The 12,318-nt window shown below is 73.7% G+C and carries 13 protein-coding genes; all 13 read right to left on the minus strand.

Going from position 1 to position 12,318, the window contains the following annotated elements; genetic code table 11:
* Positions 1–137: 137 nt before the first annotated feature.
* Genes DLJ59_RS34620 through DLJ59_RS34680 form a run of 13 tightly spaced genes read right to left on the minus strand, consistent with a single transcriptional unit; the run spans position 138 to position 12,199 of the window.
* Positions 138–1,067: a carbohydrate-binding protein gene (locus DLJ59_RS34620; RefSeq protein ID WP_124778320.1), complete on the minus strand. Its 930-nt coding sequence runs from the start codon at positions 1,065–1,067 to the stop codon at positions 138–140.
* Positions 1,064–1,579 (minus strand): phage tail protein, encoded by a 516-nt coding sequence (locus DLJ59_RS34625; RefSeq protein ID WP_124778321.1) that lies wholly within the window; start codon positions 1,577–1,579, stop codon positions 1,064–1,066. The genes DLJ59_RS34620 and DLJ59_RS34625 overlap by 4 nt, the downstream gene beginning before the upstream one ends.
* On the minus strand, positions 1,560–4,238 hold the full coding sequence (locus tag DLJ59_RS34630) for a putative baseplate assembly protein (RefSeq protein ID WP_124778322.1): 2,679 nt from the start codon (positions 4,236–4,238) through the stop codon (positions 1,560–1,562). The genes DLJ59_RS34625 and DLJ59_RS34630 overlap by 20 nt, the downstream gene beginning before the upstream one ends.
* Complete coding sequence (locus tag DLJ59_RS34635; protein ID WP_124778323.1) at positions 4,235–4,669, minus strand: GPW/gp25 family protein; 435 nt, start codon at positions 4,667–4,669, stop codon at positions 4,235–4,237. Before DLJ59_RS34635 ends, DLJ59_RS34630 begins: the two co-directional genes overlap by 4 nt.
* The gene (locus DLJ59_RS34640; protein ID WP_124778324.1) at positions 4,666–5,004 is read right to left on the minus strand and encodes a hypothetical protein; all 339 of its coding nucleotides are present in this window, start codon (positions 5,002–5,004) and stop codon (positions 4,666–4,668) included. The genes DLJ59_RS34635 and DLJ59_RS34640 overlap by 4 nt, the downstream gene beginning before the upstream one ends.
* Positions 5,004–6,596: a contractile injection system protein, VgrG/Pvc8 family gene (locus tag DLJ59_RS34645; protein ID WP_124778325.1), complete on the minus strand. Its 1,593-nt coding sequence runs from the start codon at positions 6,594–6,596 to the stop codon at positions 5,004–5,006. The genes DLJ59_RS34640 and DLJ59_RS34645 overlap by 1 nt, the downstream gene beginning before the upstream one ends.
* The gene (locus DLJ59_RS34650) at positions 6,593–7,474 is read right to left on the minus strand and encodes a CIS tube protein (protein ID WP_124778326.1); all 882 of its coding nucleotides are present in this window, start codon (positions 7,472–7,474) and stop codon (positions 6,593–6,595) included. Before DLJ59_RS34650 ends, DLJ59_RS34645 begins: the two co-directional genes overlap by 4 nt.
* On the minus strand, positions 7,474–8,814 hold the full coding sequence (locus DLJ59_RS34655; protein WP_124778327.1) for a hypothetical protein: 1,341 nt from the start codon (positions 8,812–8,814) through the stop codon (positions 7,474–7,476). Before DLJ59_RS34655 ends, DLJ59_RS34650 begins: the two co-directional genes overlap by 1 nt.
* Positions 8,789–9,271 carry a phage tail protein gene (locus DLJ59_RS34660; protein WP_030327509.1) on the minus strand — a complete coding sequence of 161 codons (483 nt, stop codon included), beginning with the start codon at positions 9,269–9,271 and terminating at the stop codon, positions 8,789–8,791. Before DLJ59_RS34660 ends, DLJ59_RS34655 begins: the two co-directional genes overlap by 26 nt.
* Position 9,272: 1 nt before the next feature.
* Entirely contained in the window at positions 9,273–10,523 is a 1,251-nt protein-coding gene (locus DLJ59_RS34665) for a phage tail sheath family protein (RefSeq protein ID WP_124778328.1), read from the minus strand.
* A 23-nt stretch (positions 10,524–10,546) separates the two neighbouring features.
* Entirely contained in the window at positions 10,547–11,245 is a 699-nt protein-coding gene (locus DLJ59_RS34670) for a peptidase associated/transthyretin-like domain-containing protein (RefSeq protein WP_124778329.1), read from the minus strand.
* Positions 11,242–11,850, minus strand: a complete 609-nt coding sequence (locus DLJ59_RS34675) for a glycine zipper family protein (protein ID WP_124778330.1) — start codon at positions 11,848–11,850, stop codon at positions 11,242–11,244. The genes DLJ59_RS34670 and DLJ59_RS34675 overlap by 4 nt, the downstream gene beginning before the upstream one ends.
* A 13-nt stretch (positions 11,851–11,863) precedes the next feature.
* Complete coding sequence (locus tag DLJ59_RS34680) at positions 11,864–12,199, minus strand: hypothetical protein (protein ID WP_124778331.1); 336 nt, start codon at positions 12,197–12,199, stop codon at positions 11,864–11,866.
* Between the last annotated feature and the right edge of the window lie 119 nt (positions 12,200–12,318).

Consider the following 12,318-nt stretch of genomic DNA (forward strand, 5'->3'; position numbering starts at 1 on the left):
CAGCGCGCCCAACCGGTCGACCAACCCGTGTCGGGCCCCCGGATCACCCCGGTCGTCGCCGCCCGCCCCCACCGCGACCACGAACAGCGCCACCAGCAGGACGGCGAGCAGCCCCAGCAGCGTCTTCTGCCGACCGCTCATCGCGCCACGGCCCGCGCCACGACCTCGGTGAACCGGATCTCGTCGACGCCCGCGAAGTAGCGGTTCGTGCCCTGCGTCTTGCCCACCACCAGCAGCGTGACCTGGTGCGGGCCCTTGGTGAGCCGCACCGTTCCGACGTCCAGCAACTCCGTCTTTCGCACCGTCGGCGTGAAGCCGAGGAACGTGCCGCCGACCTGGGTGCCGTCGATCGTGAAGACGGTGTTGGCGTAGTCGAGGGAGGTGGTGCGGACCGCCGCGAAACGCCAGCTGCCGTCGGCCGGGATCTGCACCGTCACGGTGACCTTGTCGCCGATGGCCAACCCCTGGAAGAACAACTGCTGGTCGCCGGACCAGGTCACCCCACAGCAGTTGGGTTGCGCCTCCACCTTCGCCCCGCTCTTCGCCGGGGAGGCCACCACCGCTCCCGCCACCAGGCTCTCCGCCTCGGCGGTGACCACCCGCGGCTCGCCGGGGGTCGGCTCGCCGTCGCGGGTCAGCAACACCACCCCCACGGCGACCACCACCAACACCAACGCCGCCGCGGCGGCGATCCACAACCACGGGGTACGCCGTGGCGGCGCTACCGCCCGCACCTCGTACGTGACCCGTCCGCTGGAGCGGGAACTCTCCTCCGGCGCGGTGTTCGCCGAGTACGCGAACCCCGTCATGTCGTAGCGCCGGGGCGGGGTGCCGGCCGGCACGGCGAGCTTGACCAGGAACGACACCGAACCCTGGCCGGGCACCACCCGTTGGGGCTCGGCGACGTGGAACCACGCCCGCTGGGAGCCGTCACCGGGCGCCACGTCGAACACCACAGTGTCCGGCGCGTTACCCGGGTTGGAGACGGTGAAGGTCAGCTCGCCGCTGTTGCGCGGGTCGAGAGTGAACTGCTCGGCGGCGGCGACGACCGCCCACTCGGTGGTCATGACGACTCCTCTTCCAGGACGATCTCGACGGTGGCCGAGGCGGGCTTCTCCGCCTCGACGATGCGGGTGATCACGGCGAGCTGGCCGGCGGCGGCCACCGGCACCCGCACCACGACGTGAAAGGGCCGCTCGGCGGGTTCCTCGATGGCGAAGCCCGACGTCCCGGTGGCCAGCTCCAGCGCCCGGCGCAGCCCGTACGGGGTGCCGCGCCAGCGGGCCAGCAGGGCGGCGTTCGCCACCAGGTCCCGCAGCCGGCCCACCGGCAGCGGCAGCGGGGCGTCCGGCCGGGGCGAGGCCACCACGTGGTCCATCGCCACCCAGCGGGTCAACCGCACGACCAGCCCGTCCGGCGCCCGGTACGGGTCGAACAGCGCATCCACCTCGGCGAGGATCGCCTCGTCCGGGGCGTGCAGCCCCTCCATCACGTCCAGCAGCGCCCAGAGCACGCTGCCCGGCACGCAGGCCCGCTGGTAGGCGGCGGGCAGCAGCCGTTCAATCGCCGAGCGTCGCATCCTGGCGCACCACCTCGATGTCGTGCTCGCCGGAGCAGAGCAGCCAGGTATCCGGGACGGTCACCACGTCGGCGGTGGCCTGGTTGGCGCTGGGCGTCCAGGTGACGGCGTCGGCGCTGCGGTGCACGCCGCGCTCCCCGCTGGCCAGGATCAGCCGCTCCGCCGCGCCACTGGCCCCCGCGCCACTGGCCCCCGTGCCGCCGGCCCCCGTGCCGCCGGCCGTCGGGCCGCTCACCGCGATGGCGTCGACCGGCACGAACCGGGTCCGGTCCCGCAACGGCAACCCGCAGTTGACCGACACCGCCTGCCACTGCGGTTGGGCGGCCAGCGCGTCCAACCGCAGCACCCCGCCGCTCTGCGTGGCCGCCACCGCCTGCTGGCCGGCGAACGCGAGGTCCCGGCAGGTGCCGCCGATCCACCCGGCCTGCATCGACTGCCACTTCACGTCGGACTCGAACAGCCGGGTGCGGTGGCAACCCTGGCCGGGCTTCTTCGGGTCCGGCTCGCCGGCACCGCTCCACAGCAGGGTGGCCGGGCCGTCGTACTGCACGGCCAGAACCCGATTGTCCACGTTGGCCAGACCGACGTGGGTGAAGCTGCCCGGTCGGCCGCCGCTGGTCGACAGGTACACCCCGAAGCTGGCCTGCGCGGCCACCGCCACCCCCGGCGCGCCGCGCTCGGAGACGAAGGTGCGGACCGCGTAGAACCCCCGATCGGCGTCGGACGGGTCGACCAGGATCTGCAACGGCACCGCCCCGGGCAGCAGCGACACCTCGTACAGGCCGGTGTCGGTGGCCACCAGCAACGCGCCCGCGCCGTCGCGGTCCAGCCAGGCCACGTCGGAGATCCGCGAATCCAGGTCGGTGAGCAGCGACCACGTCTCGCCCAGGTCGGTGCTCAGGTGCACCCGGGAACCGCCCGAGGACCGCAGCGTGACCACGGCCACCGAACCGGCCCGCGCGACGATGCCCGGCCGCACCGGCGCGGGCGCGGCCGCCACCCGCAGCACCGTCTCGCCGTCGAAACGACCGGCCGGTTCCCAACCCGCGCCGCCGTTGCTGGAGCGGAACAGCACCGCCCCGCGCCCGGCGTACCAGGTGCGCGGCTGGTACTGGTCGACGGCGAGGGCGCGGACGTCGGCGTCGGGCGCCTCGTCGACCACGAACCGCACCGACTCGACGTACCGCACCCCCGGCTCGGCGTGCTCCAGCAGCCGGTACACGTTGGACGCCCGCAGTGGCTCGCCGAACGGCCAGCCGGTCGGGTTGAGCGCGGTGGGCAGCGGGCTCAACGTCTGGTGCAGCCGGTCGTGGATGCGGCGACGGACCGCGTCCACGTCCTCCTCGCGGCGGACCACCACCCGGGCGCGCACCGACACCGCCTTGAACCGCGCCCAGCTGGCCCGGGAGCGGATGCCGACCATCCGGCGTTCCTCCAGGTCCGCCTCGACCCGGTGGCGCGCCTCGGGCACCTCGTGCTCGCGCAGCACCGCCACCGGCAGTCGACCGCCCGGACGGGCCGCCTCCGGCACGTACGGCACCAGCACCACCTCGACCTCGCCCGGCCGGGCGAAGCTGTACACCGCCGCGCGGGTGAACGCCCGGGCCCGCGCCACCGCCCCGGAGCTGGTGGCCAGCACCTCGAAGTCGCGGGCGGTGACCGCCCGCTGCTGGGCGAAGAACTCGTACGGGCCGCGCAGCAGCACCGACTCCAACGCCTCCAGCTCCCGGCCGCCGGCCGCCGGGGCCGGGTTGTCGACGCGTACCCCCGGTAGTGGGTCGCGCAGGCTGGTCAGCGTGCCCGCCGCCACGTTGCCGGTGGGCCCGCCGCCGGCCCGGTACCAGAGCCGGATCTGCCGCCCGGCCGGCGGCACGGCCGCGACGGTCACCGACGCCGACCCGGCCGGCGTGGGCCCGGCCACCGGGGTCGCCCCGGCGGCCGGTCGCAGGTCGAGGGCCGGCGCGAAGGTGACAGTGCCCGAGCAGCGGTCCACCAGGTACGCCTTGGCCTGCGGGCCGAGCCCGGCGAAGCTCTCCACCGGCTGCCAGATCTCGAACGTGCGACCGTCGTGTTCACGGGCCGCCGCGCCCAGCTCGACAGTGCCGGCCGGCACCTCCACCCCGAGCAGCAGGTCCAGCGCCTCGGCGGTGTGCGTCAGCGGCGCGTGTGCGGCGCGCAGCACCTGCCCCGGCTGGCCGGTGCCCACGCCGAGCAGTTCCGCGTCGACCGGCTCGCAGTGGTGCATCCGGACCGTCACCGACGTCTCGTCGGCGGGCAGCAGCGCCGGTTCGGTGGTGACGAACACGACCGGTCGGGGGTCCGCGCCCCGGGCCGCCGCGACCCGCAGCCCGGCCGGGATGCGGACCGCGTCACGGTCGGCGCCGGTGCGGGTGAACCGGACGTCCGCCCAGGCCGCGGTCGGCGCGTGGCGGGTGACCCCGAGCAGGTTCAAAAACGAGACGTACGCCTTCTCCGGCAACTGGTTCAACCGGTAGATCATCACCTCGGTGAGGTGCGCGAACGTCTCCACCAACGCCATGCCGGGGTCGTGCGCCGACAGGTCGGTCCAGGCCGGGCAGGACTGCCGGATCCGTTCCCGGGCCTCGGTGACCAGGTCGAGGAAGCCGCGATCGTCCAGATGCGGCACGGGCAGCGTCATGACGCTCCTCCCTGGGCGGGATCGTCGGTCGGGAGCAGGTCGACGGAGAAGACCAGTTGCCCGGGTGTCAGGCTGGCCCGCACCCGGTAGTCCAACCGGATCACCAACCGCCACGCGTCGTCCGGGTCCGGCCCGGCGTCCACGTCGATCACCTCGACCCGTGGCTCCCACCGGGCGATGGCCTGCCGGACGTAGTGGATGGCCAGACCGGCGGTGGTGTCGTCGTTGGGCGCGAAGACCAGTCGGTGCAGCCGGGAGCCGTACCCGGGTCGCATCAGCCGCTCGCCCGGCGTGGTCGACAGGAGCAGGAACAACGCCTGGCGTACGCTCTCGTCGCCGTCGGTCATCGCCAGGCCGCCGGCCGCGGTCAGCGCCAACCCGCCGGTACGACCGGCGTCGAAGCCGGCGCCGACGAAGCGGAACGCCCTCATCGGTCCGCCCCCAGGAACCCCTGAGCCGGGTCGCGCACGGTGTGCTTGACCAGCCCCGGCGGTGTGCCGTTGGTGAATCCCTCCAGGTGTGACAGCACCACCCGGTGCCCGTCGACGCGCACCCAGTCGCTGTAGCCGACCCGGACCGTCACCGTCTTCGTGCACGGCTTGATGGTCGGGCCGTAGTTCGGGCACGCGACGATGGCGCGTCCCTCCGGGTCGGCGTCGACGAGCACGGGCACGCCGGTGACGGTCACCCACTGCCGTGAGGGTCGGTTCTCGACCCGGCCGTCGTGATCGCAGGTGATCAGGGAGTCGCGGTGGATCCAGCGCATCAGCCGCCTCCTCGGTGGTGGGCGCGGGCAAGCGTTCGGGCCTGCTCCGCCGCGGTGGTCGGGTCCTCGGTCGACTCGGCGTGCAGGAAGTCCACGCTGCGGGCGCGCACCACCATGGCCCGACCGGGCGCGGAGATCACCAGGTCGGACGCCGCGTGCAGGGTGGCCAGGTCGGGGGTCAGCTCCAGGAAACTGCCGCCCTCGGTGGCCAGCCGCAGGCTGCGCCGCACGTCGTCGACGACGATCGACTGCCCGCCGGCGGTGCGCATCGTCCAGCGGCGGGCCTTTCCGTCGTCGATGCCCGCGTCGTACGGCTCGACGGCGCCGAACAGTGAACCGAGCACGATGCCCGAGGCCGGCTCGCCACCGGGCAGCACCACCAGCACGGTGTCGTCCGGGTCGGGGAGCGCCACCAGACCCTTGCCCGGCCCGGCACCGGGGCAGAGCACGGCGAGCCAACCGGCGTCCAGGTCCCCGTACGCCGGCAGGGTCAACCGGACCCGGCCCAGCCCGTCCGGGTCGGCGACGTCGGTGACGGTGCCGAGGGTGACCACCGCCCCGCCGGTCGCTGCGGTCGGGGCGGCCGGTGGCACTGTGGAGAACCAGGTCAGGTGCCCGTTGCCGTCCACGGTGTGCACCACCTCGGTCAGCACGTACGCCCCGGCGACCGGGTCGGGCACACCGCCGAGGTCGACGCGGCGGCCCGGCCGCAGCGCCGGATCGCCCTCGGCCACCCCCTCGGCGGTGACCAGCGTCGCCGCGCGGGTGTCCAACCGGGCCTGGGCCAGCGCCGTCAACTCGTCGTCGCTGCGGCCGGGCTGGTCCACAGCGGTGCGAACGCCGCCGGCGCCCACGTCGGCCGGGTCCGGGCGGTCGTCGGCGGGCCGGCCGCAGCGCGCCTCGTCGACCTGCTGGCTGATCACCTCGGCGCGCTGCGGGTGCCAGCCCAACGCCGCGCTGGCACCACTGGCCTGGTCGGCGTTGGTGGACAGCCGAAGGGTGTGCACCCCCGCGCCGAGCGTCAACGCGACCGGCTCCCCGTAACCGGCGAGCGTGACCAGCCGGACCCCGTCACCGTCGGCGGCCAGGTGCAGCCCGGCCCGGCCGGTCACCTCGCGCAGCAACTCCAGATCGCTGTGCCGGTGCTGGAGCAGCCGCTCCAGCCGGGGGCCGTCGACCTCGGCGGTCACCGTCAGCCCCACCGCGTCACACAGCTCCCGGGCCAGCTCGACGGCGGTCACCGAGGTGAACACCCGCAACCCCTGCCGTTTGCGCAACCGGTGCAGCGGGTCGTACGCCCGCAACCGCAGCACCGCCGGACCGTCGGCGGCGTACTCCACCTCCACGCCGGTGACCTCACCGGTGAACAGGGCGTCCGGGTGATCGGCGAGCCGTACGTCGAGTGTCGTGCCGGGGCGTACCGCCGGGTCGAACGCGCCGATCCCGACGGTGGTGGCGAGCACCAGCTCGGCCTGGGTGGGCTGGTCGAGGCGGGCCGCCACCCGCAACGAGCGGACCCGCTGACGAGCCGCGCCCACCAGCTCGGCACCGTCGAGCGCGACGATCAACGCCCGGGGCGCGACGCTGGTCACGGCGTACCCCCGGGGTTGCCGGGCCCGCCCGCAGGCGCGCCGGTCGCCGCGTGCCACGGCGCGCCGGCCATGGCGGCGCCCAGGTACGACGCTCCCGCGCCCACCGCACCGGCCAACCCGGTCATCGCACCGGCCAACCCGGTCATCGCACCGCCGACGGTCGAGCCGGCGGTGGGTGGGACGGCGAGGGTGGTGCCGGCCGGCACGGCGAGCGGATCGGTGATCCGGTTGTGTTCGGCCAGCAACCGCCAGCGCAGCGGCGAGCCGAGCGCGTCGTTGGCCAGCAGGTCGAACCGCACACCGGAGCGACCCGGCTCGGCCGCGCCGTCACCGGCGGCGATCACCGCGCTGCCCGGCGCGGCGGTCGGGGTGCTCGCGGCGGCCAACTCCTCGGCGAAGCCGGCCTCCGCCTGGTCGGCCGTCTCGGCGGCGCGGACCAGCTTCAGCCGCAGCCAGGACCGGCGCGGTGACCCGGTGCCGGTGAACGCGTCGAAGCGTTCCGCCACCGCGATGATCACACCGGGCACGTTCCAGGTCTTGCCCCAGACCAGCCGGACCAGCGGCGGTCGCAGCCAACCATGCTCGGCGGTGGAGTTCTCCGCCAGCATCCACAGCGGACGGGTGAGCACCCGCACGTCAGCCGGACGCAGTTGCGCCTCAACGAAGTCGACGTCGAAGAGCAGGTCGAGCACCAGCTCGGTACGGCCGCCGCCGGTGAAGACCAGCGGATCGTCGGCCAGACCGGACCCGGTGAGCTGCCCGCCGCCGGCACCCCGTTGGCGTACGCCGGCGAGCCGGGTCACCTGCACGGTTTCCGGGTTGAGCAGGCAGTCCACCCGAACACCTGAGGAGTCGATGAGGAAGGCGACACGTTCCATCAGTCACCCGCCTGTTCCCGGTCCAGTCGGGTCTGCTGGGCGGTGTCCAGCGCCGGCCCGGCGACCGACCAGAGTGCGCTGTCGTCGGGCAGCGCCGGCCACGGGTCGGCGGCTCTCGCCGCCACGAGGGGTGACGGTGGGTCAATGCCCGTCGCTCGTCCGCAGCCGGCCAGTCCCACGCCGGTGTCGAGCCGCGCGGCCGGTCGCCCGGTTGGTGCCGGTTCGCCGGGCAGGGCCAGCCAGGGGTCACCGCCCGCGACGCGCGTCACGTCGATGGTTGGTGTGTCCCCGCCACCGGTCGCGGTTGCGCCGGTGAAGGAGGCGTCGACGCTGGCCCGGTTCGGCCAGGCCACACCGCCGTACGACACCGCGCCCGCCGCTGCTGCGTCCAGTCGCACCGAGCGTGTCGTGTTCGGTGCGCTGTCACGCCGGCCGCTCTGGTCCTTCCGGGGCCACGGTGGACCGTCCCGGTCGTTCCGGGATCCGTTCCGACCATCCGCGATTCGTTCGGCGGTGGGTCGTGCGGGGGACGAGCCGGTGGAACGCCCGCGATCGTGGTCGAGCTCGCTGGCCCGGTGCGCGTCCGGGGGTGGGTGCGATGTGGTGCGGGCGGGTTCGGGCTCCGCCGTGGTGTCGAGGGTCGTGATGTCGACGGCGGTGATGTCCGCGGCCGTGGTGGTGCCCCGGGGCGCCTGCCGTACCGGGCCCACCGCCGCGTCCGGTTCCACCGGCCCGGTCGGTCCAGCCGACGGGTCCGGCCTGGTCGAACCGGGCGGTGACGATGTCGCGTCGGAGCGGGACGAAGACGTCCCTCCGTCGGACGGGTCGCCCGCACCGATCCCCGTACCGTCGGACAGGTCAGCGGCCCGCGACGGGCGGCCCGGCCCGCCGGTCCGGCGCTCGGCCGGCGACCTGCTCGGCCCCGCGTCCCGGCTCGCACCGGGATCCCGCCCGCCAGCGCCGTTCACGCTGCCGGGTCCGCAGGCGATGGTCTCGTCGCCGAACCTGGTGAGCCTGCCGTCCGCGACGGGCTCCGCGCCATCGGCGTTGACCCGACCCGTCGATGTCCCGTGCCCGGCGTCCCCGGCCTCGGCGTTGCCGGTCGGGGACGGGTCGAGGTCCAGGTCGTGCAGCAGGCCGGGCGCGTGGGCGGCGACCAGGTCCAGCCAGTGCCGCGGAGGCTCCCCGAAGCGGCGCGGTGCCGCCGCGGGTGTCTCCGATGGTGGCTGCGGCGGGAGGTGTCCGGCGGGCTCGACCCGCCCGGCGAGGCGCTGCACCGCCCCGGCCGCCGAGCGCAGTCGGCCGGCCAGCCAGCTACGCGGGCGTCGGCGCGGTGGCACCGCCGGTCTCCAGCTCCAGGCCCTCGTAGCGCAGGGTCAGCGAGGCGATGGCGATCTCGTGGCTGAGGGTGTTGAGGTGCGCGCCGCGCCACCGGGTCGGCCAGGCGTCGATCAGGTTCCAGCGCAACACCTCGGCCGTCCCGACCGAGTCGAGCAGCACCACGGAGACGTTGCGACGGTTGAGGGTGCCCTGCGCGGTGGCGTTCACCCAGTCCCACAGCTCCCGGGAGGCGGTGAGGCCGAAGTGCAACGTCACCGGCTCGTACTCGGCCTGACCGGGCACCATCCGCATCCGACCCAGGCCGTGCTCCCGGTACGGCTGCCCGGGGATGTTCACCTCCAAGCCGGTCATCTCGGTGAAGTGGCCGTTGGTGACACCGTTGATGAGCAGTCGGAAGTTGTACGCCCGGTACGGGTCGACCGGGGCCCCGGGTTGCGGGGTGGCGGTGGTGGGCATGTCAGCCTCCGATCGTCTCGGTCTCGGTGCCGCCGGCCCACTGGCTCAGCTTGAACACCACGAACTCGGCGGGCTTGACGACGGCGATGCCGATGTGGGCGATCACCATGCCGGCGTCGCGGACCTCCGGCGGGTTGGTCTCCTCGTCGCACTTGACGAAGAACGCCTCCTCGGGGCTGCGCCCCAGCAGCGCGCCGTCGCGCCACACCCGGGTCAGGAACGCCCCGATGTCGCGTCGGATCGAGCGCCAGAGGGTGAAGTCGTTGGGCTCGAACACCATCCACCGGGTGCCGTTGGCGATGGCCTGCTCGATGGCGATGCTGAGCCGCCGGACGTTGAGGTAGCGCCACTCGCTGGCCTCGGCGGCGAGCGTGCGGGCGCCCCAGACGCGGATGCCCTCCCCGGCGAAGTAGCGGATCACGTTGACGCCCTTGGGGTTGAGCACGTCGTGTTCCGGTCGGGTGACCAGGTAGCCCAGATCGACGGCGCCGCGCACGGGTTCGTTGGCCGGGGCCTTGTGCACTCCGCGCAGGGCGTCGGTGCGGGCCCAGATGCCGGCCAGATGCCCGCTCGGCGGGGTGAGTTCCAACTCCCCGCTGATCGGGTCGCGTACCTGCAGCCAGGGGTAGTAGAACGCGCCGAACTCGGACTGTCGCGGCCGGTAGGCGGCCCCCTCGTGGCCGCCGGAGCCGCCCGGCTGGGCGGAGCCGCCGCCGGTGCCGCCGGCCGCGCCCTCGGCGGGCTTGGGGGGTTTGCCGGAGGACGGCGTGGCGACCCGGGTCAACGCGGAGATGTCGTCGATGTCCGGTGCCGGGTCGCAGATCGCGACCATGGTGCGGGTGCGCTCGGCCATGCTGAGCAGCGCCTCATGCGAGACCACGTCGTGGAAGCCGGGCGCGGCGATGATGCTGATCTCGTCGACGGCTTCCAGCAGTTGCAGACCGTCGCGCCGCTGCCCGGTGCCGGTGATCGCGCCACCCTCGCCGACGTTGACCACCCAGCAGCGGGCGCCCCCGTTGTCGAGGAAGCCGAAGACCGCCCGGGCCAGCGGGGTGCTCTCCACCCGTTCGCCGGTGGCGAAGAGCCGCAGGAACTCCGTCCAGTTGTTGACCGGCACCGCCTTGCCCAGGTGGGCGGAGCGGTCCGGGGCGACGCCGACGAACGCGGCGATGCTGGTGCTCGCCGGCCCGATCGGTCGGGCGCCGCTGGGGACCTCCTCGACATAGATGCCGGGGGAGAAGTAACTGGGCATCGGTCCTCCTGTGCGGGTGGGTGTCAGTGGGTCGGTGGCGCGCAGACGATGACGATGTCGTCCTCGTCCGCGTCGACGTCGGCGGTGAGGACGAGCCCGCGTCCGGTCAGCCGCAGCCGGACCGGGCTCGGGTGCTCGGGGTCGTGCGGCACACCGACGATCAGGAACCGGCCCTGCGGGTCGGTGCGGGTGACGGACCCGGTGCCGGGCAGTTCGACCCGCATCGCGGCCAGTGGCTGGTGCTGGGGGCCGACCACCCGTCCACTGAGGTTGCGCACGTCGAGGTGCCGCAGCCGCAGCGGTTGCAGCACCGGCGGCGCGGCCGGCGTCGGGTGGTCCACCTGTGCCGCCACGTCGATCAGCAGCGCCGGTCGGGGCGCCGTGCCGAACGCCGTCCACAGTGGCGGGTCACCGGCCTCCAGCACCACCGGGTACCTGCCGTCGCTGGTCGCGGCGGTGAGCACCCGGTCCAGCCGGGGCAACCCGGCCGGCCCGGTCACGCAGAGCAGGTGGCGGACCGTGAACCGGTACGGTTCGCGGACCGCGCCACTGGAGCGGGTCTGCCGGGCCGGGCGCAGTTCGAGGGGCCAGAGGGTGAGCCCGTCGGCGTCGTCGCAGACACGGGGCGGGCCGACCGGGACGGGTTCCCCGGCCGCGCTGGTCACCCAGGCGACCAACTCGGCGGTGGCGGTCTCGATCGGTCCGCGCCCGTGGGTGCTCATCGCGGCGGCGTCCCCTGGATCCGGTACGCGATGGCCTCGTTCCAGACGTGCGGGTAGACGCCGATCTCGAAGTACCGGGTGAAGCGGTTGATCGGCGCGTTGGTGTGGTCGTGGTAGAGCAGCCACACCGGGGCGATGGTGAACAGGACGTAGTTGGCCAGCACCAGCGGGATGTAGAGCGGCCCGAGCAGGCGACCCTGGAAGATGTGCACGTCCTCGTGCCGTTGGATGCCCGAGCTGGAGCCGGCGCAGACGGTGCCGATGGTGGTGGCGTACCGGGGCGAAACCCCCTCCAGCACGCTGACCCGACCGCTGCCCAGCGACGTGGGCCGGTCCAGGGAGTGCCCGAAGACCAGGTGCACGGTCAGGTAGATGGCGCCGACGACCGTGTTGAGCAGACTCCAGGTGTGGTCGACGACGAAGAGGAAGATGCCGCGGGCGTCCGAGGCGTACACCCCGGCGGAGGCCACCGACCAGCCGAAGACCGCGCCGACCACCAGGCCCACGACGGCGCCGATCAGCAGCCCGATCGGGCCACCGGCGAGGAAGCCGAGCAGGGCGCCGAAGCCGACCTGGATGGCGGCGCTGAGGATTCCGAAGACCATGACGACACCTCTCTCAGACCCAGGAACGGAAGACTCGGGGTTCGCGACCGCTCGCGACCTGCGTCGGCGTCGCCTGCCGGTTGCCGGGCGGGAACTGGTTGATGCCGAGGGCGGCGGAGAAGATGACCAGCGCGTTGAAGAACGCGATGATCCACTTCTCGCCGCCGGCGTCGTCGGCGAACGCCGCCGTCACGTAGGACAGCAGCAGCGCGATGGCGATGGCTATCCACTTGCGGAGCTTGTCGCCGCTCGGGCCGATCAGCCCGCCGATGACGTTGGTGGCCAGCAGGGTGGCGGCGCTCGCGCCGGCGATGGTCCCCAGAGCTGTCCAGGTGAAGAGATCGTTCACGGCGATCCCCCTCTTCTGCGATGGTGCGACCGGGATGTGGTGGTGGTGAGGTCCGGTGCCCACGGGGGAGCACCGGACCTCACCACCACCACATCCCGGTCGCACCATCGCAGAAGAGG

Source organism: Micromonospora inaquosa, assembly GCF_003857055.1.
GTDB classification, from domain to species: Bacteria; Actinomycetota; Actinomycetes; order Mycobacteriales; family Micromonosporaceae; genus Micromonospora; species Micromonospora inaquosa.

Excerpts from the sequence above, each read along its gene's own strand:
- DLJ59_RS34620 (WP_124778320.1), bottom strand. The coding sequence starts at position 1,067 with ATGACCACCGAGTGGGCGGTCGTCGCCGCCGCCGAGCAGTTCACTCTC.
- DLJ59_RS34625 (WP_124778321.1), bottom strand. The coding sequence starts at position 1,579 with ATGCGACGCTCGGCGATTGAACGGCTGCTGCCCGCCGCCTACCAGCGG.
- DLJ59_RS34630 (WP_124778322.1), bottom strand. The coding sequence starts at position 4,238 with ATGACGCTGCCCGTGCCGCATCTGGACGATCGCGGCTTCCTCGACCTG.
- DLJ59_RS34635 (WP_124778323.1), bottom strand. The coding sequence starts at position 4,669 with ATGAGGGCGTTCCGCTTCGTCGGCGCCGGCTTCGACGCCGGTCGTACC.
- DLJ59_RS34640 (WP_124778324.1), bottom strand. The coding sequence starts at position 5,004 with ATGCGCTGGATCCACCGCGACTCCCTGATCACCTGCGATCACGACGGC.
- DLJ59_RS34650 (WP_124778326.1), bottom strand. The coding sequence starts at position 7,474 with ATGGAACGTGTCGCCTTCCTCATCGACTCCTCAGGTGTTCGGGTGGAC.
- DLJ59_RS34660 (WP_030327509.1), bottom strand. The coding sequence starts at position 9,271 with ATGCCCACCACCGCCACCCCGCAACCCGGGGCCCCGGTCGACCCGTAC.
- DLJ59_RS34665 (WP_124778328.1), bottom strand. The coding sequence starts at position 10,523 with ATGCCCAGTTACTTCTCCCCCGGCATCTATGTCGAGGAGGTCCCCAGC.
- DLJ59_RS34670 (WP_124778329.1), bottom strand. The coding sequence starts at position 11,245 with ATGAGCACCCACGGGCGCGGACCGATCGAGACCGCCACCGCCGAGTTG.
- DLJ59_RS34675 (WP_124778330.1), bottom strand. The coding sequence starts at position 11,850 with ATGGTCTTCGGAATCCTCAGCGCCGCCATCCAGGTCGGCTTCGGCGCC.